General features: G+C 65.0%; 23 protein-coding genes and 1 tRNA gene. 10 read left to right on the top strand and 14 right to left on the bottom strand.

Going from position 1 to position 23484, the window contains the following annotated elements; all coding sequences use genetic code 11:
• Window positions 1-16: 16 nt before the first annotated feature.
• Window positions 17-2479 carry a heavy metal translocating P-type ATPase gene (locus tag TSA1_RS19885; RefSeq protein ID WP_100177832.1) on the bottom strand — a complete coding sequence of 821 codons (2463 nt, stop codon included), beginning with the start codon at window positions 2477-2479 and terminating at the stop codon, window positions 17-19.
• 63 nt (window positions 2480-2542) lie between these two features.
• On the opposite strand from TSA1_RS19885, the gene TSA1_RS19880 reads away from it, so the two are divergent.
• Complete coding sequence (locus TSA1_RS19880) at window positions 2543-2818, top strand: metal-sensitive transcriptional regulator (protein WP_100177831.1); 276 nt, start codon at window positions 2543-2545, stop codon at window positions 2816-2818.
• A 197-nt stretch (window positions 2819-3015) separates the two neighbouring features.
• On the opposite strand, the gene TSA1_RS19875 is transcribed toward TSA1_RS19880, so the two are convergent.
• Window positions 3016-3990: a YiiX/YebB-like N1pC/P60 family cysteine hydrolase gene (locus TSA1_RS19875; RefSeq protein WP_100177830.1), complete on the bottom strand. Its 975-nt coding sequence runs from the start codon at window positions 3988-3990 to the stop codon at window positions 3016-3018.
• A gap of 192 nt (window positions 3991-4182) precedes the next feature.
• Between TSA1_RS19875 and TSA1_RS19870 the strand changes: the two genes are divergently transcribed.
• A complete protein-coding gene (locus TSA1_RS19870) occupies window positions 4183-5568 on the top strand; it encodes a flavin monoamine oxidase family protein (protein ID WP_100177829.1) in 1386 nt (461 codons plus the stop codon).
• A 62-nt stretch (window positions 5569-5630) separates the two neighbouring features.
• On the opposite strand, the gene TSA1_RS19865 is transcribed toward TSA1_RS19870, so the two are convergent.
• From TSA1_RS19865 to pheS, 4 genes are all read right to left on the bottom strand, one after another.
• Window positions 5631-6401, bottom strand: coding sequence for a sulfite exporter TauE/SafE family protein (locus TSA1_RS19865; RefSeq protein WP_100177828.1), 771 nt, complete (start codon window positions 6399-6401; stop codon window positions 5631-5633).
• Entirely contained in the window at window positions 6398-8806 is a 2409-nt protein-coding gene (gene pheT, locus TSA1_RS19860) for a phenylalanine--tRNA ligase subunit beta (protein ID WP_100177827.1), read from the bottom strand. Before pheT ends, TSA1_RS19865 begins: the two co-directional genes overlap by 4 nt.
• Complete coding sequence (locus TSA1_RS19855; RefSeq protein ID WP_100181228.1) at window positions 8803-9249, bottom strand: endonuclease domain-containing protein; 447 nt, start codon at window positions 9247-9249, stop codon at window positions 8803-8805. The genes pheT and TSA1_RS19855 overlap by 4 nt, the downstream gene beginning before the upstream one ends.
• 221 nt (window positions 9250-9470) lie before the next feature.
• On the bottom strand, window positions 9471-10553 hold the full coding sequence (gene pheS / locus TSA1_RS19850) for a phenylalanine--tRNA ligase subunit alpha (RefSeq protein WP_100177826.1): 1083 nt from the start codon (window positions 10551-10553) through the stop codon (window positions 9471-9473).
• Window positions 10554-10703: 150 nt separating this feature from the next.
• On the opposite strand from pheS, the gene TSA1_RS19845 reads away from it, so the two are divergent.
• Complete coding sequence (locus TSA1_RS19845) at window positions 10704-11129, top strand: hypothetical protein (protein WP_100177825.1); 426 nt, start codon at window positions 10704-10706, stop codon at window positions 11127-11129.
• A gap of 36 nt (window positions 11130-11165) precedes the next feature.
• On the opposite strand, the gene rplT is transcribed toward TSA1_RS19845, so the two are convergent.
• Together rplT and rpmI are read right to left on the bottom strand one after the other, a co-directional pair.
• The gene (gene rplT, locus TSA1_RS19840) at window positions 11166-11525 is read right to left on the bottom strand and encodes a 50S ribosomal protein L20 (RefSeq protein ID WP_097663298.1); all 360 of its coding nucleotides are present in this window, start codon (window positions 11523-11525) and stop codon (window positions 11166-11168) included.
• Between the two features lie 90 nt (window positions 11526-11615).
• Window positions 11616-11816, bottom strand: coding sequence for a 50S ribosomal protein L35 (gene rpmI, locus TSA1_RS19835; protein WP_008143958.1), 201 nt, complete (start codon window positions 11814-11816; stop codon window positions 11616-11618).
• A 272-nt stretch (window positions 11817-12088) separates the two neighbouring features.
• Between rpmI and TSA1_RS19830 the strand changes: the two genes are divergently transcribed.
• Window positions 12089-12493 carry a hypothetical protein gene (locus TSA1_RS19830; protein ID WP_100181227.1) on the top strand — a complete coding sequence of 135 codons (405 nt, stop codon included), beginning with the start codon at window positions 12089-12091 and terminating at the stop codon, window positions 12491-12493.
• Window positions 12494-12628: 135 nt separating this feature from the next.
• On the opposite strand, the gene infC is transcribed toward TSA1_RS19830, so the two are convergent.
• Window positions 12629-13168 carry a translation initiation factor IF-3 gene (gene infC, locus TSA1_RS19825; RefSeq protein WP_082884999.1) on the bottom strand — a complete coding sequence of 180 codons (540 nt, stop codon included), beginning with the start codon at window positions 13166-13168 and terminating at the stop codon, window positions 12629-12631.
• 251 nt (window positions 13169-13419) lie between these two features.
• On the opposite strand from infC, the gene TSA1_RS19820 reads away from it, so the two are divergent.
• Together TSA1_RS19820 and TSA1_RS19815 are read left to right on the top strand one after the other, a co-directional pair.
• Window positions 13420-14208 (top strand): alpha/beta hydrolase, encoded by a 789-nt coding sequence (locus TSA1_RS19820; protein ID WP_100177824.1) that lies wholly within the window; start codon window positions 13420-13422, stop codon window positions 14206-14208.
• Window positions 14209-14377: 169 nt separating this feature from the next.
• Entirely contained in the window at window positions 14378-14845 is a 468-nt protein-coding gene (locus tag TSA1_RS19815; protein WP_174718985.1) for a nuclear transport factor 2 family protein, read from the top strand.
• Window positions 14846-14976: 131 nt separating this feature from the next.
• On the opposite strand, the gene TSA1_RS19810 is transcribed toward TSA1_RS19815, so the two are convergent.
• The 3 genes from TSA1_RS19810 to TSA1_RS19800 are packed head-to-tail and all read right to left on the bottom strand — an operon-like array spanning window position 14977 to window position 17630.
• Window positions 14977-15765, bottom strand: a complete 789-nt coding sequence (locus TSA1_RS19810; protein ID WP_174718984.1) for an acyl-CoA thioesterase domain-containing protein — start codon at window positions 15763-15765, stop codon at window positions 14977-14979.
• Window positions 15766-15813: 48 nt separating this feature from the next.
• Window positions 15814-16989 carry a tRNA epoxyqueuosine(34) reductase QueG gene (gene queG, locus TSA1_RS19805; protein ID WP_100177821.1) on the bottom strand — a complete coding sequence of 392 codons (1176 nt, stop codon included), beginning with the start codon at window positions 16987-16989 and terminating at the stop codon, window positions 15814-15816.
• A complete protein-coding gene (locus TSA1_RS19800; protein WP_097663303.1) occupies window positions 16938-17630 on the bottom strand; it encodes a glutathione S-transferase family protein in 693 nt (230 codons plus the stop codon). Before TSA1_RS19800 ends, queG begins: the two co-directional genes overlap by 52 nt.
• Window positions 17631-17799: 169 nt before the next feature.
• Here TSA1_RS19800 and TSA1_RS19795 point away from each other — a divergent pair, with 169 nt between their 5' ends.
• The 3 genes from TSA1_RS19795 to TSA1_RS19785 all read left to right on the top strand — a co-directional run bounded on the left by TSA1_RS19795 (window position 17800) and on the right by TSA1_RS19785 (window position 20866).
• The gene (locus TSA1_RS19795; RefSeq protein WP_100177820.1) at window positions 17800-18606 is read left to right on the top strand and encodes an undecaprenyl-diphosphate phosphatase; all 807 of its coding nucleotides are present in this window, start codon (window positions 17800-17802) and stop codon (window positions 18604-18606) included.
• 190 nt (window positions 18607-18796) lie between these two features.
• On the top strand, window positions 18797-20122 hold the full coding sequence (locus TSA1_RS19790; protein WP_100177819.1) for an FAD-binding oxidoreductase: 1326 nt from the start codon (window positions 18797-18799) through the stop codon (window positions 20120-20122).
• A 3-nt stretch (window positions 20123-20125) separates the two neighbouring features.
• Window positions 20126-20866, top strand: coding sequence for an SDR family oxidoreductase (locus tag TSA1_RS19785; RefSeq protein ID WP_100177818.1), 741 nt, complete (start codon window positions 20126-20128; stop codon window positions 20864-20866).
• A 150-nt stretch (window positions 20867-21016) separates the two neighbouring features.
• Here the strand turns inward: TSA1_RS19785 and TSA1_RS19775 are convergent, their stop codons facing one another.
• On the bottom strand, window positions 21017-21982 hold the full coding sequence (locus TSA1_RS19775) for a complex I NDUFA9 subunit family protein (RefSeq protein WP_100181226.1): 966 nt from the start codon (window positions 21980-21982) through the stop codon (window positions 21017-21019).
• A 152-nt stretch (window positions 21983-22134) separates the two neighbouring features.
• Here TSA1_RS19775 and TSA1_RS19770 point away from each other — a divergent pair.
• Window positions 22135-22221, top strand: a tRNA-Leu gene (locus tag TSA1_RS19770).
• A gap of 64 nt (window positions 22222-22285) precedes the next feature.
• Here the strand turns inward: TSA1_RS19770 and TSA1_RS19765 are convergent.
• A complete protein-coding gene (locus tag TSA1_RS19765) occupies window positions 22286-23476 on the bottom strand; it encodes a GAF domain-containing sensor histidine kinase (RefSeq protein ID WP_100177817.1) in 1191 nt (396 codons plus the stop codon).
• Window positions 23477-23484 lie beyond the last annotated feature (8 nt).

Genomic DNA, 23484 nt, shown 5'->3' with positions numbered 1-23484 from the left:
ACGGATTTGGCCTCCCTCACAGCTGCGTCGCCCGCAGCCGCAAGGCATTCCCGACCACGCTCACCGAGGACAGCGCCATCGCCGCCGCCGCGATGATCGGCGAGAGCAGCACGCCGAATGTGGGATAGAGGATGCCGGCCGCGATCGGAATGCCGGCGGCGTTGTAGATGAAGGCGAAGAACAGGTTCTGGCGGATGTTGCTCATGGTCGCCTGCGACAGCTTTCGCGCGCGGACGATGCCGATGAGATCGCCCTTGAGCAAGGTCACGCCGGCGCTCTCCATTGCGACATCGGTGCCGGTGCCCATGGCGATGCCGACTTCGGCGGCGGCCAGCGCCGGCGCATCGTTGACGCCGTCGCCGGCCATCGCGACGATGCGGCCGGCCTTTTGCAGCTTGGTCACCACCGCGCTCTTCTGATCCGGCAGCACCTCGGCCTCGACATCGGCGATGCCGAGCCGGCGCGCCACGGCCTCAGCCGTGGTGCGGTTATCGCCGGTCAGCATGATCACCTTGATGCCTTCGGCAGCTAACGCCTTCAGCGCCTCCGGGGTCGAGGCCTTGACCGGATCGGCGATCGCGAACAGGCCGGCGAGGAGGCCGTCGACGGCCATGTTGATCACAGTGGCGCCGTCGCCACGCAGCCGTTCGGCTTCAGCGTCGAGCGCCGTGGTGTCGATGCCGATCGAGGTCAGATATTTGGCATTGCCGAGCACGATCGTCTTGCCCTCGGCCTTGCCGGTCGCGCCCTTGCCGGTCGGCGAGTCGAAATGCTCGACCTGGCCGAGAGCGAGCTGCTTCTCCTTGGCGGCGCGCACGATGGCGTCGGCCAGGGGATGCTCGCTGGCGCGTTCGACACTGGCCGCAAGCCGGAGGATGTCGTCTTCCGCAAAACCGGATGCGGGCACGATCGCGACCACCTTGGGCTTGCCTTCGGTCAACGTGCCCGTCTTGTCGACCACCAGCGTGTCGATCTTCTCCATCCGCTCCAGCGCCTCGGCGTTCTTGATCAGCACGCCCGCTTGCGCGCCGCGGCCGACGCCGACCATGATCGACATCGGGGTCGCGAGACCCAGCGCGCACGGGCAGGCGATGATCAGCACGCTGACGGCGGCGACGAGACCGAAGGCCAGCCGCGGCTCCGGGCCGAACCAGGCCCAGGCAGCGAAGGCGGCGAGGGCAACGACGATGACGGTCGGCACGAACCAGCCCGCGACCTGATCGGCCAGACGCTGGATCGGCGCGCGCGAGCGCTGCGCATCAGCGACCATTTGCACGATCTGCGACAGCAGCGTCTCGCGTCCGACCTTGTCGGCGCGCATGATGAAGCTGCCCGACTGGTTCAGCGTACCCGCGATGACCTTTGCGCCGGCTTCCTTGGTGACAGGCATGGATTCGCCCGTGACGAGGGATTCGTCGAGCGAGGAACGCCCCTCCAGGATGATGCCGTCGACCGGCACCTTCTCGCCGGGGCGAACGCGCAAGCGATCGCCGGCATGAAGCGTGTCGATCTCGACCTCATGCTCGCTGCCGGTGTCGTCAACGCGGCGCGCGGTCTTCGGGGCCAGCTGCAGCAGCGCCTTGATCGCGCCAGAGGTCGCGTCGCGAGCCCGCAGCTCCAGCACTTGGCCGAGCAGGACCAACACGGTGATGACGGCCGCCGCCTCGAAATAGACCGCGACCGCGCCTTCATGGCCGCGGAACGTATCAGGGAAGGCCTGCGGCATGAGCGTGCCGGCGAGGCTGTAGACATAGGCAACCCCGGTGCCCATCGCGATCAGCGTGAACATGTTGAGATTGCGCGTCAGCAGCGACTGCCAGCCGCGAACGAAGAACGGCCAGCCGGCCCACAGCACCACGGGCGTCGCGAAGACGAGCTGGATCCAGTTCGACAGCGTCGGGTCGATCCAGTTGTGCGGGCCGGCGAGGTGGCCGCCCATCTCCAGCACCACCGCCGGCAGCGCCAGCGCGCCGCCGATCCAGAATCGCCGCGTCATGTCGGCGAGCTCCGGATTGGGCCCGGTCTCCAGGCTCGCCACCTCGGGCTCCAGCGCCATGCCGCAGATCGGGCAGCTGCCGGGTCCGACCTGGCGGATCTCCGGATGCATCGGACAGGTGTAGATCGTGCCCGCCGGCATCTCGGGCTCAGGTGCCTTCTCCTTGGCGAGATATTTGGCGGGATCGGCGGCGAACTTGGTGCGGCAGCCGGCCGAGCAGAAATGGAAAGTCTCGCCCTGATGTTCAAAGCGATGCTTCGAGGTCGCGGGATCGACCGTCATCCCGCAGACCGGGTCCTTGACCTTGGTCAAGGCGTCACCGTGGTCATGGGTGTGATGATGGCCATGGCCGGAATGATCGCCGTGGCCGCCGCAGCACGAGGAGCCCGCAGGCTTCGCCGCCGGCGGTGCAGCTTTCGAGGAACAGCCGCATCCGGACTGCGTTTCCGCGTCGTGACGATGCTCGTGCTCGTTGTTGTTCATTTCCCTGCTCCGGCCCCTGTCCGTGGTCTTGCTACCCGTACCCGGTAGGGGTATATAGACCTCATGCGCAAGGACATCAAGGCATCTGTCGGAAAACGGCTCGGCCGGATCGAAGGTCAGGTTCGCGGCCTCTCGAAAATGGTAGAGGAAGACCGCTACTGCATCGACATCGTGACGCAGATCTCGGCGGTGCGTGCCGCGCTGCGTCGGGTCGAGGAGGAAATCCTGAAGGACCACGTCGCCCATTGCGTCGAGCACGCGATCGCGAGCGGCGACAAGGCCGATCAGCGCGCGAAGATCGCGGAGCTGATGGCGGTGATCGGACGGGCGGAGCGGTAGGGCAATATTCCGCAGCCATTGCGAGAAGGTCGCGACAAGATTGCGTAGCAATTTTGCGCTGATGCGACGAAGCAATCCAGACGGCCTCCGCGGAGGGATTCTGGATTGCTTCGCTGCGCTCGCAAGACGGCTGTGGAGGCGAGATCTCGCCATGCTCACTGCCGTCGTCCCTGCTTTCGCAAGCGACGATAGCGGGGCTACGCCGCTTTCTCGCGCGCGCGACCACGCCGCCTCGGGCGGTACATTGCGAGCTTCTTCAGCAGCGGGACGTGTGCGGGGACGCATCCGCCCACCGCAGGCTGCGCACTCACTTGCTCAGCCGGAATCTCATCCGGCGCTTCTTGGTCAACCGCTTCAGGAACGAGCGGCGGCGCCATGAACGTTTCTGGAAACACACCGAACGAGCCCGCTACCTCCTCGAGCGGCTTCTGCTTGTCGGCCCAGTGCAAGGCTGTGTAGTCGAACCCGTGCACGATGGTGGGTTTGACGACTTCGAAATAGGGCGAGATGTCGAAGTCGCGGGGCATGTAGAGCGAGGAATCGCGGATGTGCAGGATCTCGCGGCGGGCGGCGCGGCTGCCGGCCTTGGTGATCTTCGGCAGGATCGGATAGCGCACCGCATCGAAGGCCTGCGCGATCAGCGCCGAGCAGATGATCTTGGTCGGGTCGCCCGAGCCGATTGCGATCATGCGCCGCCGCCAACGCTGCGGTATCGGCAGTGGGAACAGGTAACGCATGAGGTCGACGATGTTCTTGGTATCGTAGCCGAAGCCGATGCGGTTGATCGCATAGCGGCAGACCGTGGTGCGATCCTCATAGGACAGCCCGACCGGGCGGCAGAGGCGGGTGTGGTACGGGAAATATTTCGACAGCGGCGCCGAGGTGACGCCCTCGCCGATATTGGCCTCGATCAGCACATGCGGCTCGCCGTCGGGCTCCTCGGCGCCCTCGACCGGCCCGACATAGAGCGCGGCATGCGACCAGGTCGACTGCGTCAGATATTTGATGATGCCGGAGATGCGGTTGTTGCCCTCGACCAGCAGCACGTCGCCGGGTTCGATGACGCCGCGCAGATGTTCCGGGTCGCTCGGCGTGAACGGCTCGTAGCCCGGCACCTCCTTGGAGAGGTACGCGGCAATCAGCTTGCCGACTGAATCTAGGACCGTCCCCATTTCAAGCTCCCCCCACGGCCTTTTCCGGCCGTCTTTTTCCCTTCTCTATCATGGTCGAAACGTCTTGCGATTCGGTTCATCAGTCCGTGAGGTCAAGCACGATTGATTCACCATGATGGTTGCCGTGCAACATCAGATACGGCAAGGTTCGCCGAGTGTTCCCGTCAGCCGCAAGTCCTCGGAAACCATGACATGACAATCACGCGCCGCGGTTTCCTTGTCGCGTCGGCGGCTGTTGCCGCGCTGCCGGTCCTGCGCGCAGGCGCCGCGCCCCTGCCGCGCGAGGCTGACATCGTCGTGATCGGTGCGGGGGCTGCCGGTATTGCCGCAGCCCGGCGCATCATGGCAACGGGCCGCAAGGTCATCGTGGTGGAAGCGGGAGCCCAGATCGGCGGCCGCTGTATCACCGACAGCACCACCTTCGAGGTGCCGTTCGAGCGTGGCGCGCGCTGGATGCACAATCCCGACACCAATCCGATGATCCGGCTTGCGCGCAGTGTCGGGCTGGATGTGCTGCCGGCCCCCACGGGCCAGAAGATGCGCATCGGCCGTCGCAACGCGCGCGCGGGCGAGACCGAGCAGTTTTTGGCGGCGCTGGTGCGCGCCAATCGCGCCATCGACGAGGCCTCGCGGGCCAAGCTGGATACCTCCTGCGCCTCCGTGCTGCCCAAGGATCTCGGCGACTGGGCGGGCGCCGCCGAGTTCATGCTCGGCGCGGGCTTTGCCGGCAAGGACTTGAAGGATCTCTCCGCGATCGACAAGGGGCGCGCGCAGGACCGCAACGCGGCCATTGCCTGCCGTCAGGGCCTGGGCACGCTGATCACGAAGCTCGGCGAGCAGGCGCCGGTGGCGCTGTCGACGGCGGCGAGCCGGATCGCCTGGAGCAACCGCGACGTCAGCGTCGAGACGCAAGCCGGCAAGATCGCCGCGCGCGCCGTCATCGTCACGGTCTCCACCAACGTGCTGACATCGGGCATGATCAAGTTCACGCCCGATATTCCCAAACGCACCTTGGACGCGGCGTCGAAACTCGGCCTCGGCAGCTACGACCGCATCGCGCTGCAACTGCCGGGAAATCCGCTCGGCCTGTCGCGCGACGATATCCTCATCGAGCAGAGCAATTCGACCCGCACGGCGCTGATGTTCGCCAATATCGGCGGCTCCTCGCTCTGCTCGATCGACGTCGGCGGTGCGTTCGGCCGCGATCTTTCCGAGCAGGGCGAGAAGGCGATGGCGGCCTTCGCGCAGGAATGGATCACAAAGCTGTTCGGCAGCGAAGCCGCGTCCGCCGTGCAGAAGACCAGCGCGACGCGCTGGAATGCGTCACCTTACGTGATGGGCGCGATGTCGGCGGCTTCTCCCGGCGGCCAGCTTTCACGAAAGATCCTGACCGAACCGATCGGCAATCTGTTCCTCGCCGGCGAAGCAACCCATGAGACGCTGTGGGGCACGGTCGACGGCGCCTGGGAAAGCGGCGAGCGCGCCGCGGACGCGGCCTTGCGCAAGATCGGCGCGCTGAAAGACGAGCCCGACGTGCCGACGCAGTCGATGAAGAAGCGGCGCGTGCCGCGGCAGTAGGCCCAACTAAGCTCGCCACCAACTGTCGTCCCTGCGAACGCAGGGACGACCCGTAGAGAGAGTCACCGCAAAATTCCGTCCAGCACCGGCAGCCCGGCGATCACCGCTATCGCAATCAGCGCATAGCAGATGCCGCGAAACACCTTTTCGCTGGTACGTCCGAACAGCGAGGCGCCGAAGGCGACGCCGATCGCATAGACCGGCCCGACGATCAGCGAGAGCAAGAGTGACTCGCGCGAGATCAGTCCCGTGGACGCGTAACTGATCATCGAGAACAGATCCGACGCGCCGAAGAACAGCAATATATTGGCGCGCGCCACGATCGGCGCGATCGGGCGTCCCAGCCAATAGCCGACGATCGGCGGGCCGCCGGTCTGCGCAAGGCCGCTGCAGAAGCCGGAGAGGCCGCCGATGCCGACCGAGAGCCAGGCGTGATCCTTGCCGCGATAGCGCCAGCCCGACAGCAGCAGAAGCAGCAGCGCGGCGACGAAGCCGGAGATGATCCAGCGCGTGGTGACGGGCTCCAGCACGCTGAGGAAATAGGTGCCGACGGGCACGCCGACCAGCGCGCCCAGCACGATCACGGCGGTCGCCTTGCGGTCAGCCTTCCGCCACGCGTCCGGCAGCAGCGGCGCCGCCGCGACGAAATCGATGACGAGAAGGAGCGCCGCGACCAGCCGTGGCGCGGCAATGCTGCTCGCGAGCGGCATGAAGATCAGCGCCGAGCCGAAGCCGGAGAAGCCGCGGGCGGTGCCCGAAACGAAAGCGACGGCGCAGAGCGCCATCGCAATGGTGAGGCTGACGTCCTTCGGAAGGAAATCCGCGAAGGTCATCCGCGCAGGACGCCGCCGGTCTTCTTCGTGACCTCGGCGACGATCTTCGCCGCGACACCGTCGATTTCCTGGTCGGTCAGCGTCTTCTCGCGCGGCTGGAGCGTGACCGCGACCGCGATCGACTTCTTGCCGTCGTCGATGCCCTTGCCCTCGTAGACGTCGAAGACGTTTACGCCGGCAATCAGCTTCTTGTCGACACCCTGGGCGGCGCGGACGATGTCGGCGGCCTTTACGCCGCGGTCGACGATGAAGGCGAAGTCGCGCGACACGGGCTGGAATGCCGACAGCTCGATCACGGGTTTTGCGCGGGTCGGCTTCTTCTTGGCCTCTGGGATACGGTCGAGGATCACCTCGAACACGACAAGCGGACCGTCGGCGCCGAGAGCCTCCAGCGCGCGCGGATGCACTTCGCCGAAATAGCCGAGCACGTTTTGCGGCCCGATCTGGATCGTGCCGGAGCGGCCGGGATGCAGCCATTTCGGGCCGCCAGCGACGATCTGCAGGGCCTGCATCGGCGCGCCGCTTGCTGCCAGCACCGCCAGCGCATCGGCCTTGGCGTCGAACACATCGGCCTGCGCCGAGCCGGTCCAGTGCCGTCCGAGACCTTCCGACGACGCAAAGCCGCGGCGAACACCGCTCGCCGCCAGGAACTGGTCCTGCGGACGGTCTCCCTTGAAGATCTGACCGACCTCGAACAGCGCGACATCGTTCACGCCGCGATTGGCGTTGGCTTGAGCTGCCCCGATCAGGCCCGCGAGCAACGTCGGACGCATGTCGGAGAGATCAGATGCGATCGGGTTGGCCACTTCTAGCTCGCGCTGGCCGCCTCCGAACAATTCGGCCGCAGCTTTCGTGATGAACGACCAGGTCACGGCCTCGATGATGCCGCGGCTTGCCAGCGCGCGCCGGGCGCGGCGCGTGCGCAGCTGCAGCTGCGTCAGCACCGGCTTACGCGCATCCTCGCCGCGCTCGAACGGCGTCATCGGCACCTTGTCGACGCCGAAGATGCGGACGATCTCCTCGACGATGTCGGCCTTGCCGTGCACGTCGGAGCGCCACGAGGGCACCGCGACCTTCACGACCGGGCCCGGGCCCGCCATCATGAAGCCGAGATGCGTCAGGATGCGCTTCATCTCCGGCTGCGGCACCTCGATGCCGGAGAGGCGCCTGACCTCGGTGATCGGGAATTCGATCACGCGGTCGTCGCCGAAGGACTTGCCGACCACGACATTCTCGGACGGCGTGCCGCCGCACATCTCCATCACGAGTTTCGTCGCCAGTTCCAGACCGGGCACCATGAAGGCTGGATCGACGCCGCGCTCGAAGCGGTAGCGCGCGTCCGAATTGATGCCGAGCTTGCGGCCGGTCTGGGCGATGTTGATCTCGTTCCACAGCGCCGATTCGATCAGCACGTCGGTGGTGTTCTCGTCGCAGCCCGACGCTTCGCCGCCCATGATGCCGGCGAGCGATTCGACGCCGTGCTCGTCCGCGATCACGCAAGTCGCGGGATCGAGATTGTAGGTGCGGCCGTCGAGCGCAAGCAGCGTCTCGCCGTCGCGGGCGCGGCGCACCACGAGATTGCCCTTCACCTTCCTGGCGTCGAACACGTGCAGCGGCCGCGCGCGGTCGTAGGTCATGAAGTTGGTGATGTCGACCAGCGCGTTGATTGGGCGCAGGCCGATCGCGGTCAGCCGCTTCTGGAGCCATTCCGGCGACGGCCCGTTCTTCACACCGCGCACGAGCCGAAGCGCGAAGCCTGGACACAAATTGGCGTCCTCGACCGTGACCTTCACGGGGCAGGGGAATTCGCCCTTGATCGGCTTGATGACGGGGTCCTTGAACTTGCCCATGTCGGCGGCGGCGAGGTCGCGCGCGATGCCGTGCACGCCGGTGCAATCCTGCCGGTTCGGCGTCAGATTGATCTCGACCACGGGATCGCCGAGCCCGGCCCATTCGGCGTAAGCAGCGCCGATCGGCGCATCCGTGGGCAATTCCATGATGCCGTCATGGTCGTTGGAGATCTGCAGCTCGGCCGCCGAACACAGCATGCCGCGGCTCTCGACGCCGCGGATGGTGCCCACACCAAGCGTGATGTCCTTGCCGGGAATGTAGGTGCCGGGCGGCGAGAACACGCTGACGAGACCCGCACGCGCATTCGGTGCGCCGCACACGACCTGCACCGGCGCACCGCCGTCGCCGGTGTCGACCATGCAGACGCGCAGGCGATCCGCATTCGGATGCTGCTCGGCCGAGATCACCTTCGCAATGGTGAACGGCTTCAGCGCCTTCGCCTTGTCCTCGATGTTCTCGACCTCGAGCCCGATCATGGTGAGCTTCTCGGCGAGCTTGTCCAGCGGCTCGTCGGTCTCGAGATGGTCCTTCAGCCAGGAGAGGGTGAATTTCATGGCTGCTTCTTCTCCACGGAGACGGTCTGCTCCCTCTCCCGCTTGCGGGGGAGGGCTGGGGTGGGGGCTCTCTCCGCGACGGTGGTCGCGATTGTCTCGAGAACGCCGCCACGATTGGTCATGACGTCGAGATTGCTGAAGCGAAGCACTTTGAAGCCTCGAGCTTCGATGACAGTGGAGCGATGAGCATCTGCGCGCTCACCTTCGTCAGAGAAGTGCTGGCCGCCATCGAGCTCTATGACGAGCTTCGCCATGTGGCAGACGAAGTCGGCGATATAATTTTCAATTGGCACCTGGCGCCGGAAGGTCGCGCCGTTCAACCGGCCGCCGCGTAGCTCCGACCAGAGAATCCGCTCGGCGTCGGTTGAGTTGCGTCGGAGCACGCGGGCATTTGCACGTAGGCGAGCCGATACTTCCCAGTCCGGATGATCAGGATCGACCATTGGCAGCCCCATCGCGGAGAAACCCTCACCCCAGCCCTCCCCCGCAAGCGGGGGAGGGAGTCCGACCTGTCGCGCGGTCAGAGAATACGTGCCCATGAGGCAAACGCCACGCGCTCGCTCTATCCGTTCCCTCCCCCGCTTGCGGGGGAGGGTCAGGGAGAGGGCTGTCTCCGCAATGGGAACGGAGAGAGCTGTTGCTGGCGTATATCCGAGCAGGCCCATCACGAGCTCAGCCCTCCGGCAAGCGTTGGCACTTCGAGCGGCTTGAAGCCGTAGTGGCTCAGCCAGCGGACGTCGCTGTCGAACAGCTGGCGCAGATCGGCAATGCCGTATTTCAGCATGGCGATGCGGTCGATGCCCATGCCCCAGGCAAAGCCCTGGTACTCGTCGGGATCGATGCCGCAGGCGCGCAGCACGTTTGGATGCACCATGCCGCAGCCGAGAATCTCCAGCCAGTCCTCACCCTCGCCGAAGCGGATCTCGCCCTTGTCGCGGCGGCACTGGATGTCGACTTCCAGCGACGGCTCGGTGAACGGGAAGAACGACGGGCGGAAGCGCATGTTGATGTGGTCGACCTCGAAGAATGCCTTGCAGAACTCGTGCAGGATCCATTTGAGGTGGCCGAGATGCGAGGTCTTGTCGATGACGAGGCCCTCGACCTGGTGGAATTGCGGCGTGTGGGTCGCGTCCGAATCGATGCGGTAGGTCCGGCCCGGGCAGATCACGCGGATCGGCGGCTTCTGGCTCAGCATGGTGCGCACCTGCACCGGCGAGGTGTGGGTTCGCAGCAGCATGCGCGAGCCGTCTTCCTTCGGATGGAAGAAGAACGTGTCGTGCATCTCGCGCGCCGGATGGCCTTCCGGAAAATTCAGCTTGGTGAAGTTGTAATCGTCGGTCTCGATATCCGGGCCTTCGGCGACCGAGAATCCCATGTCGGCGAAGATCGTGGTCAGCTCGTCCCAGACCTGGCTCAGCGGATGGATGCGGCCGGCTTCGGTCGGCGCCTCGCGCAGCGGCAGCGTGACGTCGACGGTCTCGGATGCAAGCCGGGCATCGAGCGCGGCCGATTTCAGCACGTCGCGCCTTGCGGCGAGCGCCTCGGTGACCTTGTCCTTGGCCTGGTTGATCGCCGCACCCTGCGTCTTGCGCTCGTCGGGCGACATCTTGCCGAGCGTGGCGAGCAGCGCCGAGATCGAGCCCTTCTTGCCGAGCGCTGCGACCCGCACGGCTTCGAGCGCGGCTTCGTCGCCGGCGGCGGCGATCTGGTCGAGGATGGATGTTTCGAGCGTTGCGAGGTCGGACACTGTCAAATCCTTGGCTCCAAATTCGGCTGGGTTGTCGCCGCCGGAAGGCGGTAACGTCAAGCGAAAAGCCGGTCATGTTCGGCCTGGAACGGCTGGGTTGAACCTCACGCGGGGGCCCGGGACCAACGACGGTACGAGGAGACTTTCGCGATGCTTTCCAGATCCTGTGCTGCCGTTCTTCTTGCCGTTCTGGCGGGCGTCCTGTCGGTCGCAGGCACCCCTGCGCGCGCCATGGTCTGCATGGAGACATCCATGACGCTGGATGAGGTCGTCGACACCATCACCAAGCAGAAGAGCTGCGAAAGCGCGATGAAGGTGTTTCAGGATTGCCAATTGACGGCGAGCGGGGACGTCCAGCTCGGCGCCGCCGTCGAAAAGAAGTGCGAGGCGGACTTCCTGCCGGGTCTCAACACGGCGCAGCAGCAGGCATACAAACGCGAAATGCGCGCCTGCGATCAGAAGTACCGGAACAAGTCCGGCACCATGTATCTCTCGTTTGCAGCTTTTTGCCGGGCGGAGGTCGCCCAGCGCACCTCGCAACGCGCACTGAAGGCTGCGGGCCAGAGGGCCCGCTAGCGCGAGCCTCGGGCCGCCAGAGCGGCCTTCGCCGTATTACGCCGCAAGGGCGGCTTTGGCCTTCTCGGCGATCGCCTGGAACGCCGCAGGCTCGCTGATCGCGAGATCCGACAGCACCTTGCGGTCCACGGTGATCCCAGACTTGGCCATGCCGTCGATGAATTTGCTGTAGGTCAGTCCGAACGGACGGACGGCAGCGTTGATGCGCTGGATCCAGAGCGCGCGGAACGTCCGCTTCTTACGCTTGCGGTCGCGGAAGGCGTATTGCTGGGCCTTCTCCACGGCCGGCTTGGCGGCGCGGATGGTGTTCTTGCGGCGGCCGTAGAAGCCCTTGGCGGCCTTGTAGACTTTCTTGTGCTTGGCGTGGGCGGTCACACCGCGTTTGACGCGTGCCATGACGAATATCCTTCAGAGATGACTTGTTTTCGGATCGCCGCGACAGACGCGGCGGAGCTGGCAATGATCTTGGACGATCGCTGGACGCGATCAGGCGTTCGGCAAGAAGTACTTCTTGACGTTGTCGCCGTCGGTCTTGAACAGCACGGCGGTGCCGCGCAGCTGACGGATCTGCTTCTTCGTCCGCTTGATCATGCCGTGACGCTTGCCGCGATGGGCGAACATCACTTTGCCGGTGGCAGTCACCTTGAAGCGCTTTTTGGCGCCCGATTTGGTCTTCAGCTTGGGCATTTGGCTCTCCTAATGGCCACAGAACTCCGCCCGCGAAGGCGGCTGGCCGTCAAAAATGCTCGTTAGAGCGTTGATTGTGCTCAGGTTTTTGCGAACAAGCGCAAAGCCCGCACGAAACACCGCCACGGCAGCCCTTAATCAGCCGGGCGATGAAGGCCGGGCTTATGACAGGAAACGGGCGAATTGGCAACGATGAACCGGTGGAACCTGGCCGCCGACTATTCGGAATTGCTACCTTCATGTCCAAGTTTGTCGCCTGGAGCAGGACCAAAATGGCTCATTTCCCCCAATCGCTTTCGTCTCTGACCGATTTTGCTCGCCCGCGCCATCTGGCGCTGCTCGCCGTGCTCGCCACGGCCGTGCTGCCATCGACGGCCGACGCCCGCGGCGCCGGCTATGACGGCATCTGGAACGTCACCTTCGCCACCACACGGGGCAATTGCAGCTCCGGCTACAGCGTCCCCTTCACCGTCACCGGCAGCCGGGTCTCCTCCGCCGGCGGAGGCCGGGTCTCCGGCAGGGTCAATCGCGGCGGCGCCGTCGCCGTCCAGGTCTCGGTCGGCGCCTCCCATGCCAGCGGCGGCGGCCGGCTTGCCGGCGCGAACGGCACCGGCTCCTGGAAGGGCGTCATTTCCGGCGACCAGTGCAGCGGTACCTGGCAGGCGACGCGGACGTAGTCGCCGGGAAGGTGGTGCGCCCCGTCCCCCGCCTGGGAGGGTGCAGCGCCCGCGGTTTGCGCCTCGCCCAAAAAACAAAACGGCCCGCCGGAGATCCGGACGGGCCGTTGAATTCCAAGTCTCAAACGGCTGCCGTCAGCGCGGCGCCAGCACCATGACGACCTGACGGCCCTCGAAGCGCGCGTCCTGCTCGACCTTGGCGAGCTCGGCCACGTCGGTCTTGATCTTGTCCAGCAGCTTGGTGCCGATCTCCTGGTGCGCCATTTCGCGGCCGCGGTATCGCAGCGTGATCTTGACCTTGTCGCCTTCTTCGAAAAACCGCTGCATTGCGCGCATCTTCACGTCGTAATCGTGGTCGTCGATCATCGGGCGGAGCTTGATCTCCTTGATCTCGACGATCTTCTGCCGCTTGCGGGCTTCGGCAGCTTTTTTCTGGGCGGAATACTTATACTTCCCGTAGTCCATGATCTTGCAGACGGGAGGGCTGGTATTCGGCGAAATCTCGACCAGATCCATGCCAGCTTCCTGGGCCATGCGGATGGCGACGACGGTCTCGACCGTGCCTTTGTTGTCACCGGTCTGATCGATCAGCTGGATCTGCGCGTTGCGAATATCATCATTGATGCGCGGCCCGTCTTTGCTGGCAACGGGCGGGGCTTTATTGGGACGGCGAATGGGTGGTTCTCCAAGGTTGTGAAAGAAGCGGCTATCTTGAAGGAAGATGCGGTTGCCGGCAAGCAAGTCGCTCGTGCGGCAAGTGAAAAACCCTCAAATGCGAGGCATTTTGGTCACGCCTGGGCACGCTGATCGACATAGACACCTTGCTTCTGTTCCGCAAGCGTCCCAAAGGGCCAATGACACACGTCCGGTCGCCTCGCTGGAGGCGCCCCTGACAGCTCAAACTGCAAAGCCAGAGTAAACGTTCCATGACCGATGCAATTGCCGATGCCGTGCTCGACTTCATCGAATTGGGCGAGGGCCCGTCCGCACGCAGGATCGCGGTGCGCCACCGTGCCGGGAAGGGGCCCGGCCTGGTCTGGCTGGGCGGATTCAAGTCGGACATGCAGGGCGGCAAGGCCGTGGCGCTGGATGGCTGGGCCCGGGATCATGGCCGCGCCATGGTCCGGTTCGACTATTCCGGCCACGGCGAATCCGGCGGTGATTTCGCTGACGGCACCATCGGCAGCTGGCTCGAGGATAGCGTCGCGGTATTCGAACGCTTCTGCGACGGTCCGCAGGTCCTGATCGGCTCATCCATGGGCGGCTGGATGGCGCTGCTGCTCGCGCGCGAGATCAAGAAGCGATCCAGCAAGGGGTCGCTGGCTGGCCTCGTGCTGATCGCGCCGGCGCCCGACTTCACCGAAGAGCTGATGTGGAAGAAGTTTCCGCCCGCGGTGAAGAAGGAGATCGAGAGCAAAGGCTTCTGGCTGCGGCCGTCGGACTACGGCGACGGTTCGCCCTATCCGATCACGCGGAACCTGATCGAGGAGGGGCGCAATCACCTCGTGCTCGGCAGCGCCATCGATCTCGGTTGCCCGGTCTGCATCCTGCAGGGCGCGCAGGATCCCGACGTGCCCTGGCAGCACGCCTTCGCGCTGACGCATCGCCTGCCGGCTGACGACGTGGTGCTGACCATGATCCAGGATGGCGACCACCGCCTCTCCCGCCCGCAGGACATCGCGCGCATTCTTGCCGCGGTCGCCGAGATCGGGTGACTTCTTCCTTCCCCCCTTGTGGGGGAAGGTGGCGCGCAGCGCCGGATGAGGGGTTCTTTCCACGAGCTCGATTCGCGGAAGCGACCCCTCACCCAAGTGAATGCGCGTCGACCAGCGGAGCTGCCCTCTCCCACAAGGGGAGAGGGCACAACAATTGGGAGCAACGCCAATGACCACGACCGCCATGCTGCGCGCGTTCTGCGATGCCGTCGAGCAGCGCAATGGCCGTGCGTTTGCCGAGCTGTTCACCGAAGACGGCGTCTATCACGACGTCTTCTACGGCGCCTTCGCAGGCCGCGCGAAGATCGCCGAAATGATCGACGACTGGTTCTATCGCACGGCGACCGACTTCCGCTGGGACATGCATGATCCCGTGTCTGACGGCACCACGCTCTACGCGCGCTACACGTTCAGCTACAAATCAACCCTGCCGGAAGCGAACGGGGCGCGGGCGATGTTTGAGGGTGTCGCGATCATGACGCTGAAGGAAGGCAAGATCGCGAGCTATCACGAGGTCGCCAACACCGCGCCGGCATTCGTCGACCTGAAATTCGCGCCGGAACGGATCGCCAAGATCGTCGCCAAGCAGGGCGCCGCGCTGAAGGTGCGACCGGAGATGCAGCGGCATCTGGCGTAGGTCTCTCCTCTCGTCATTCCGGGGCGCGCCACTTGGCGCGAACCCGGGATCCATTCATCAGCAAACTCTGCCGCCCGATGGATTCCTGGCTCGCGACTTCGTCGCGCCCCGGAATGACGAGGGGAGCGCTCCTATCGCTTCGACGGATTGGCCATCGGCTTGCGCTGCGCCAGCGCGGCAACCGTCGCGGTGCCGATCGGGCCCGCTTCGTCGTAGAGCCAGCACTCACCGATCGCGACGCCCTCGGTCGCCTGATGGTTTACCACGTCGAAGCCGATCCACTTCGTCACCGGCAGGCGGTGCAGATAGATCGTCACGTCGCTGTTGATGTAGCCGAGGCCCTTGTCGCCGGCGTTCGCAAACGGGCTGGCGAAATCGGCGCCCACGGCGACATGGACGAACGGTGTCATCGCAACGCCCGCAACGAGCTCGCGGACCTCGCTCATCCAGAGGCGTCGCGGTCCGAGCGAGCCCATATGGCCGACGATTGGCCGCGTCGTCCATTTGCCGTTCATGCCGAGCCTGGGATCGGTCGGCTTTGCAATATCGGCCGGCTTCGGCACCTCCCAGTTCGGCGGCGACCAGACATTGCCATCGGGATTTTGCGTTTTGCGCAGCAATTGGCACGAGGCGCGCGCCATGCTGACGCCGCCGGAGACGAACTCCGCTTCCACCACGCGAATGCGCAGACCGTCGCGCACCAGGCGCGTCGTCACCTCGATCGGCTTGTCGATGGTCGGCAGCCGAAACATGTCGACGGTGAGCCGCGCCGGCACGAATTCGGGGCCGGAATGGCGCTCCTCGATGGCAAAGCCGAGCAGGCCGACGATGACGCGTCCGTGCAGCGATTTCGGGTCCCACGGACCGTTCGCCACTTCCGTCGGATGGAATGTATCGCCCTCGCGGGTGAAGAAAGGCATGTCTGTTGTCATGCGCGCGAGATTGAAGAAACGCGCGGGGAAATCAAGTCAGGAAGCGGCCTGCCACTCCTCGCGCACGTGGTCGTCGTGCTCGCTGCTCGCCGCGGCAGACTTCATCGCCGCAAACTCTTCGCGGGACGTCAACTGCCCCAGCGCCCACACTGCGGCGCCGCGCACCAGCGGGCTCGCATCATCCAGCCGTCGCCGGGCCTCGTCCGCCAGCGCGATCTCACCCGAGTTGCCGATCGCAATCAGCACGTTGCGCAGGAAGCGGTCGCGGCCGATGCGCTTGACCGGGGACTTCGTGAACAGCGCACGAAACGCGCCGTCGTCGAGCCTTGCGAGTGCCGCAAGCTCAGGCGCGCGCAATTCGTCACGCGCGGCAAGCTTCACCTCGCGTCCTTCTTGCGCGAATTTGTTCCAGGGGCAGGCGGCGAGGCAATCGTCGCAGCCATAGATGCGGTTGCCGATGGCCTTGCGGAATTCGCGCGGGATCGGTCCCTTGTTCTCGATGGTCAGATACGAGATGCAGCGCCGCGCATCGAGCTTGTAGGGCGCGGGAAACGCCGATGTCGGGCAGATGTCGAGGCAGGCCTGGCACGAGCCGCAATGGTCGATCTCCGCGTCGTCACGCGGCAGCTCGAGCGTGGTGTAGATCGCACCGAGGAACAGCCACGAGCCGAACTCGCGCGAGACGAGATTGGTGTGCTTGCCCTGCCAGCCGAGGCCCGCGGTCTGCGCCAGCGGCTTCTCCATCACCGCCGCGGTGTCGACGAATACTTTCACGTCCGACGGCGCGGTCGCGACCAGCCAGCGCGCCAGTGCCTTCAGCCGCTTCTTGATCAGGTCGTGATAGTCGTCGCCCTGCGCATAGACCGAGATCGCCGCGCGTGTGCGCTGCTGCAGGACCGCCAGCGGATCCTGGTCGGGACCGTAATTGACGCCGAGCATGATCACCGAGCGCACGTCGGCCCACAGCCCGCGCGGATCGACACGTCGCTCCGGCTGGTTCGCGAGCCAGTCCATGTCGCCATGGCCGCCGGAGGCAATGAACTCGAGGAAGTGCTTTCCGGCCGCCTCGATCGTGCCGGGTGCGGTGACGCCGATGCAGTCGAAGCCGAGCGCGCGCGCCTCGCGTTCGAGCTGCGCTTTCAGTTCAGCCGGATCGGAGCTCAGAAATCCAGGTCCACGTAAGTCCGCGACGCCGGCACGCCGGCCAGCCATTCGCTCAGCAGCGGACGGAACGACGGACGGGATTTCACCCGCGCGTACCACGCCTTTGCCGCGTCGTCCTCGCTCCATGGCACGTCGCCCAGATAGTCGATCGCCGAGAGATGCGCCGCGGCGGCGAGATCCGCGTAAGTGAGCCGGTCGCCGGCGAGGAAGTTACGCGTCTGCGCCAGCCAGCCGATATAGGCCAGATGATAGCGCACATTGGCCTTGGCCGCGCGCATCACGTCGGCCGAAGGCGGTCCGCCGCCATTCTCCTCGCTCATGAAGCGCTTGTAGATGCGCTCGGTGACGAGTGGGTGCGAGACCTCCTCGAAGAATTTCTCGTTGAACCAGGCCATCAGCCGGCGCACCTCGACGCGCTCGGCGACCGTCTCCGGCATCAGGCGCTTGGGTCCCATCTCGGCGCCATAGGCCTCGTCGACATATTCGGCGATGATCGCCGCGCCCGGGATCGGCGGCTGCTCGTCGTCCAGCAACACCGGCGTCGTGCCGGCTGCGTTGAGCAGCAGAAATGCCTCGCGCCGTTCCCAGCTGCGTTCTTCGACCAGCTTGAGGTCGAGCCCGTATTCGCCCGCGATCAGGCGGATGAATCGCGAATGCGGACAGAACGGATGATGAAACAGCGTAAACATGAAGCCTTTGACTATTTGATGGTGCTTAAGAATCCATCAATGTTTGTGCGGCGCCACACTAGTCCTTCAAAACCGCGAAGCAAGTGCGTGATTTCGCATTTTACGATTGCGGCATGGGGGCGAATAGGCGAGAAGAGCCCCGCTTTTCCAGCCGAAATGGACCGTAAATATGTCAGACGCAATACGGGCAGTGATCCTCGGCATCATCGAGGGTGTGACCGAGTTCCTTCCCGTATCCTCGACCGGCCATTTGCTGCTCGCGGAGCGCTTCTTCCACCTCGGCGAAGGCGCCTTCTGGGATTCGTTTACGGTTCTGATCCAGCTGGGTGCGATCCTTGCGATCGTCGGGCTGTATTTCAGGAAGCTCTGGGATGTCGTCATCGGCTTCTTCACGGGCGATGCCTATGCGCGGCGCTTCGTCATCGGCGTGCTGGTGGCTTTCTTGCCTGCGGTCATCGTCGGCCTCGTCGCCGGCAAGTACATCAAGACCCTGCTGTTCAATCCCTGGGTCGTCTGCTTCACGCTGATCGTCGGCGGCGCCATCCTGCTCTGGGTCGACAAGCTCGATCTCAAGCCGCGCGAGCACGATGCCACCAGGTTCCCGCTGCTGATGTATCTCTATATCGGCATCGCGCAATGCGTGGCGATGATCCCGGGCGTGTCGCGTTCAGGGGCCAGCATCGTCGCCGCGATGTTCCTCGGCGCCGACAAGCGCGCGGCGGCGGAGTTTTCCTTCTTCCTCGCCATCCCCACCATGATCGGCGCGTTCGCCTACGATTTCTACAAGAACCGCGCCGAGATGACGATGGATCACATGAACATCGTCGCCATCGGCTTCGTGGTGTCGTTCATCACGGCGATCATCGTGGTCAAGACGTTCCTGGAATACGTCACCCGGCACGGTTTCGTGGTGTTCGCGTGGTGGCGTGTCATCGTCGGCACGCTCGGCCTGATCGCGCTGGCGCTCGGGCATTGAGATTTAAGGTCTGTAGCCAGTAGCCCGGATGGAGCGCAGCGCAATCCGGGGCCGACATTGTTTGTGGCACGATTCCCGGATTACGCTGCGCTCCATCCGGGCTACGTTCCGCCGCGTCTTCAACCTAATATCAGCTTTTGACCGGTAGGCAGTGTCCGGAGCGGGGTGGCCCGCGGGCGGAGCCGAAACCATGACCCTCGTCAGCGGCTGGGGGCGTTTCCCGGTCGTCGATAGCGATGTGCTGCGGCCGCGCTCGTTCGCGGCGGTCGGCGACGCCGTCTCGGCCGGCACCGTCGCGCGCGGCAGCGGCCGCGCCTATGGCGATGCCGCGATCGGCGCCGTCAGGACCGTCGCGATGACCGGCTTCGACCGGGTCCGGTCGTTCGATCCGGCCACCGGCCGCGTCCGCCTCGAGGCCGGTGTTCTCCTGTCGGACCTGATCGACACCTTTGGGCCGCGCGGCTTCCTGCCTTTCGTCGTGCCCGGCACGCGGTTCGTCTCGGTCGGCGGCGCCATCGCGGCCGACGTCCACGGCAAGAACCATCATTGCGAGGGCGGCTTCGGCCGCTACGTCGACAGCCTCCTGCTGCGCACCGGGCAGGGCGATGTCATCGAGGCCTCGCGCGAGCAGAATTCCGACGCCTTCTTTGCGACCGTCGGCGGCATGGGCCTGACCGGCATCATCCTCGAAGCGACGATGCGGCTGCGGCGGGTCGAGACGGGGTGGATCCGCGAGCGGGTGATCTCCGCGTCCGATCTCGATGCCGCGATGCGCGCACTCGAGGCGAGCAACGACGCGACCTATTCGGTGGCCTGGATCGACTGCGTGGCACGAGGGCGCGATCTCGGTCGTTCGCTGATCTATCTGGGCGAGCACGCGGGCAGGGACGAGCTGGCGGAAGGCGTCGACGCATTTCCGGTCGGCAGGAGTTCCGGCCTCAGCGTGCCGGTCGACCTGCCCTCGATGGCGCTGAACCGCACCAGCGTCCGTGCCTTCAACGAGCTCTACTACCGCATGGGCGCGCGGCGCGCCGGCGGCAGCCACGTGGTCTCGCTCTATCCGTATTTCTTTCCGCTCGACAGCATCGGTGACTGGAATCGCATCTACGGCAAGCGCGGCTTCCTGCAGCATCAATGCGTGATTCCGGAAGCGAACGCCCGTGCCGTGCTCGGCGATATCCTCGATCGCGTGGCGCGGCGCGGCGATGCCTCCTTCCTCGCCGTGCTCAAGAAGCTCGGCCAGGGCGACGGCATCCTGTCGTTCCCGCTGCCCGGCTACACGCTGGCGTTGGATTTCCCCGTCAAGGGCGACATCCTGAATTTTCTCGACGAGATCGATCGTCTGGTCGTTGCCGCCGGTGGACGGCTGTATCTGGCGAAAGATGCACGCCAGTCGCGCGCGACCTTCGCGGCGGGCTATCCTGCCTTGCAGCGCTTCAACGCGATCCGCAAATCGCTCGATCCCGCCGGCAACATACGTTCGAAACTTTCACAGCGTCTGCTTGATGAGGTCTAGGCCGTGACGTCACGCAAATCCGTCCTGGTGCTCGGTGGCTCCTCCGATATCGGTCGCGCCGCCGCGCGCGCCTTTGCCAAGCGTGGATACGATGTCGGGCTCGCAGGCCGCGACGTCGCGGCGCTGCAGCTTGACGCCGCCGATCTTCGCGCGCGCTACGATGTCGAGGTCGGCCTCCATCAATTCGATGTGCTCGACACCGCCGCGTTCGATCGGTTCGTCGCCGGCCTTCCCGTGCTGCCCGATGTCGTCATCTCGATCGTCGGCCTGCTGGGCACACAGGAGAACGCCGAGAACGATCTCGCTCACGCCACCACGATCATGCGCTCCAACTACGAAGGTCCGTCATTGATCCTCGGTCTGTTTGCGGAGAAGTTCTTGACCCGCGGCAGCGGCACGATCGTCGGCGTGTCCTCCGTCGCCGGCGATCGCGGCCGCGCCTCGAACTATGTCTACGGCTCGGCGAAAGCCGGCTTCTCCGCCTTCCTGTCGGGCCTGCGCGCCCGTGCCAGTCGCGGTGGCGTCCATGTCGTCACCGTGAAGCCCGGTTTCGTCCGCACCAAGATGACCGAAGGCATGAAGCTGATCGGCCCGCTCACGGTCGAAGCGCCGGTGGTCGGCGATGCCATCCTTGCCGCCGTCGAGAACAAGACGGACGTCGTCTATGTCAGCGGCAAATGGCGCCTCGTGATGCTGATCATCAAGGCGCTGCCGGAAGCGGTGTTCAAGAAGCTGAAGTTCTGAGGCTGCCGCCGCGGCGGTCTGCTGTCTGGCCCGGCTTGTCCCAAACTCGTCATGCCCGGGCTTGACCCGGGCATCCACGTCCTGCTGAAAATGCGGATGTGCGTGGATGGCCGGGTCAAGCCCGGCCATGACGGTGGAGAGAGCGGTGCTTCACACGCCCATGCGCTGGAATTGACCGGCGGCGCGGAAACGCCAGAGATATTGCGGGGCGATCGCTTCCAGCGAATCGGCTGATATGCCGAGCCCTTCCAGCGTCAGCCCGGCCGCCTTGGCCGTATCAGACACGACATTGTCGCGCTCGAGCAGCGTGACCTGGTCCGGCGTCAGCTTGAACGCGCCCGGTGCGAATTGCAGGAAGGCGGCCTTGAAGCGGGCGAGGCCGAACGACAGCGGGATCAGCATGCGCTCGCGGTCGGTGATGGCGAGGATAGCCTCGATGATCTCGCGCATGGTCAGCACTTCCGGCCCGCCGAGCTCGTAAGCGGCGCCCGCCTTGGTCTTGCCGTCGACGGCATCCGCGATCGCGGTGGCGACGTCGCCGACATAGACCGGCTGCATCTTGGTCTCGCCGCCGATCAGCGGCAGCACCGGCGACATCCGGGCCAGCGCGGCAAAGCGGTTGGTGAACTGGTCCTCGGGGCCGAACACCACGGAGGGGCGGAAGATCGTGGCCGAGGGCACCGCGGCCAAGACCGCGGCCTCGCCGGCCGCCTTGGCCCTGGCATAGCGGGAGGGTGATTCGGCATCGGCGCCGATCGCCGAGACATGCACCAGGCGGCTACCTGCCGCGGCGGCGGCCTTGGCGACGGTCTCGGCCCCTCTGGCCTGGACGGCGTCGAAGGTCTGCTCGCCGCCCTCGGCGAGGATCCCGACCAGATTGATCACGACATGCGAATCACGCAGCGCCGCCTCGACCGAGGCCGGATAGCGCAGATTCGCCTGCACGGTGTGGACCTGGCCGACCCGGCCGGAGGGCTGGAGGTATCCGGCGAGTTCCGGCCGCCGCACCGCAACCCGGACCCGGTAATCGCGCTTGCACAGAGCCCGGACGACATTCCGGCCCAAAAACCCCGATCCGCCGAAAACCGTGACGAGAGTTTCCAGATTCGATGCCATGGGAGCCATATCCTGCGGAAAAGAGTGCGTCTTGTCAGGCTTGTATCGGGCCGGTTTGCGATGCGCAATCGGCATCCCGAACCGGGCTCGAAGCATGAATTGACAACGGCGTCACCGAACCGTAGTAACCGCGTCCGTGCCCCAAACGGCATGCCCAGGTGGTGGAATTGGTAGACGCGCTGGCTTCAGGTGCCAGTGGCTTAACGGCCGTGAAGGTTCGAGTCCTTTCCTGGGCACCATTTGTTTCTGGATACCAAGCAATTCCAGATAGATGAGCCCTATCAAATTGTTGCGGCGGCCCGCCTAGACCGGCATCTCGAAAGAGAATGTCGTTTCGTTCGGCGTCGACACTGCACTCAATTTGCCGCCATGGGCCTGGGCGATCTGCGATGCGATGTAGAGACCAAGGCCTAGTCCCTGCTGGCTCGGCCGGTCGCCGCGCGTGTATGGTTTGAAGAGATTCGCGAGCGCCTTTTCTGATATGGGCGGCCCTTCGTTGGACACCGTCAGATCGAACGTTCCGTCCAAGGTCTTGGCAGAAACCCGGATCGGCCTTCCCCGGTCACCATACGCGACCGCATTCCCGAGCAGGTTCGAGAACAGCTGCCCCATCTTGCCGCGATCGCAGTTGATGGGCTCGGCGATCCGGATCGTTGAATTGATGCTTACGCTTGGCCAGGCAGTCCTGAACTCGGCGATGATCTGCTCCAGCACCGGCGTCAACGGCTGCTTCGCGTCCCGCCTGATCGTCAGGCCTCCACCGAGGCGGCCTCGCGCGAAGTCCATGATGTTTTCGACGATGCCGGCCATGCGATGAACGGCGTTCTGAACGCCGAGCGCGATTTCGGGTGCGCGCCCGGTATCGAGATTCTTCAGCAGGATGCGCATGCCCGCATCGACGGCGGCCAGTGGGTTGCGCAGATCGTGTCCCAAGACGCCGATGAACTGTTCGCGAAGCTCGGCTGTCTTGCGTTCGTCGACAAGATCGGCCTGGCTGGCGTGAAGATCGGTCTGGCTTCGTTCCAGACGCTGATTGAGTTCGAGCTGTGCGGCGATCAGCTCGGCCAGCAGCTGAAACGTGGTGAGTATTTCAGGCTTGCGAAGTTGCCGGGGAGTAGGGTCGATGGCGCACAGCGTTCCCCACACAGACCCGTCGATCAGGATGATGGGAGCGGAGATATAACTGCGAAATCCATACATCGCCGGGGTCGGGTGATCGCGGAAGGCGCCGTCGGTCTGCACGTCGTTGATGACCACGGTGTTGCCGTGCTGCCGGATCTCGTTGCAGATGGTCGTCTCGACACGCAGCTCTCCGCCTGGCTCGAGGCCGAAGGCAATGCTGTCCCGCACGGCGCAGCAAACCCAGTGATCCGACGTCACGCGAGCGATGGCAACGAAGCCCATGCCAGTGATGCGTGCCGCCAGATCCAGGATCTTGGGAACTGCCCCAATCTGCTGGACGGCATCCACGTCCGCCTTGATGTCAATTGCCATGGTCAACC

Origin of the sequence: Bradyrhizobium nitroreducens, assembly GCF_002776695.1 — a bacterium.
GTDB lineage: Bacteria > Pseudomonadota > Alphaproteobacteria > Rhizobiales > Xanthobacteraceae > Bradyrhizobium > Bradyrhizobium nitroreducens.
The sequence above is the reverse complement of the archived record's forward strand: the minus strand, read 5'-3'. Positions and strand labels throughout refer to the sequence as shown.

Excerpts from the sequence above, each read along its gene's own strand:
- TSA1_RS19830 (WP_100181227.1), top strand. The coding sequence starts at position 12,089 with ATGGCTCATTTCCCCCAATCGCTTTCGTCTCTGACCGATTTTGCTCGC.
- TSA1_RS19795 (WP_100177820.1), top strand. The coding sequence starts at position 17,800 with ATGTCAGACGCAATACGGGCAGTGATCCTCGGCATCATCGAGGGTGTG.
- TSA1_RS19880 (WP_100177831.1), top strand. The coding sequence starts at position 2,543 with ATGCGCAAGGACATCAAGGCATCTGTCGGAAAACGGCTCGGCCGGATC.
- TSA1_RS19820 (WP_100177824.1), top strand. The coding sequence starts at position 13,420 with ATGACCGATGCAATTGCCGATGCCGTGCTCGACTTCATCGAATTGGGC.
- TSA1_RS19775 (WP_100181226.1), bottom strand. The coding sequence starts at position 21,982 with ATGGCATCGAATCTGGAAACTCTCGTCACGGTTTTCGGCGGATCGGGG.
- TSA1_RS19765 (WP_100177817.1), bottom strand. The coding sequence starts at position 23,476 with ATGGCAATTGACATCAAGGCGGACGTGGATGCCGTCCAGCAGATTGGG.
- TSA1_RS19855 (WP_100181228.1), bottom strand. The coding sequence starts at position 9,249 with ATGGTCGATCCTGATCATCCGGACTGGGAAGTATCGGCTCGCCTACGT.
- TSA1_RS19845 (WP_100177825.1), top strand. The coding sequence starts at position 10,704 with ATGCTTTCCAGATCCTGTGCTGCCGTTCTTCTTGCCGTTCTGGCGGGC.
- TSA1_RS19865 (WP_100177828.1), bottom strand. The coding sequence starts at position 6,401 with ATGACCTTCGCGGATTTCCTTCCGAAGGACGTCAGCCTCACCATTGCG.
- TSA1_RS19870 (WP_100177829.1), top strand. The coding sequence starts at position 4,183 with ATGACAATCACGCGCCGCGGTTTCCTTGTCGCGTCGGCGGCTGTTGCC.
- TSA1_RS19810 (WP_174718984.1), bottom strand. The coding sequence starts at position 15,765 with ATGCCTTTCTTCACCCGCGAGGGCGATACATTCCATCCGACGGAAGTG.
- TSA1_RS19790 (WP_100177819.1), top strand. The coding sequence starts at position 18,797 with ATGACCCTCGTCAGCGGCTGGGGGCGTTTCCCGGTCGTCGATAGCGAT.
- TSA1_RS19800 (WP_097663303.1), bottom strand. The coding sequence starts at position 17,630 with ATGTTTACGCTGTTTCATCATCCGTTCTGTCCGCATTCGCGATTCATC.
- TSA1_RS19875 (WP_100177830.1), bottom strand. The coding sequence starts at position 3,990 with ATGGGGACGGTCCTAGATTCAGTCGGCAAGCTGATTGCCGCGTACCTC.
- rplT (WP_097663298.1), bottom strand. The coding sequence starts at position 11,525 with ATGGCACGCGTCAAACGCGGTGTGACCGCCCACGCCAAGCACAAGAAA.
- TSA1_RS19885 (WP_100177832.1), bottom strand. The coding sequence starts at position 2,479 with ATGAACAACAACGAGCACGAGCATCGTCACGACGCGGAAACGCAGTCC.
- rpmI (WP_008143958.1), bottom strand. The coding sequence starts at position 11,816 with ATGCCCAAGCTGAAGACCAAATCGGGCGCCAAAAAGCGCTTCAAGGTG.
- TSA1_RS19815 (WP_174718985.1), top strand. The coding sequence starts at position 14,378 with ATGACCACGACCGCCATGCTGCGCGCGTTCTGCGATGCCGTCGAGCAG.
- pheT (WP_100177827.1), bottom strand. The coding sequence starts at position 8,806 with ATGAAATTCACCCTCTCCTGGCTGAAGGACCATCTCGAGACCGACGAG.
- queG (WP_100177821.1), bottom strand. The coding sequence starts at position 16,989 with ATGGCTGGCCGGCGTGCCGGCGTCGCGGACTTACGTGGACCTGGATTT.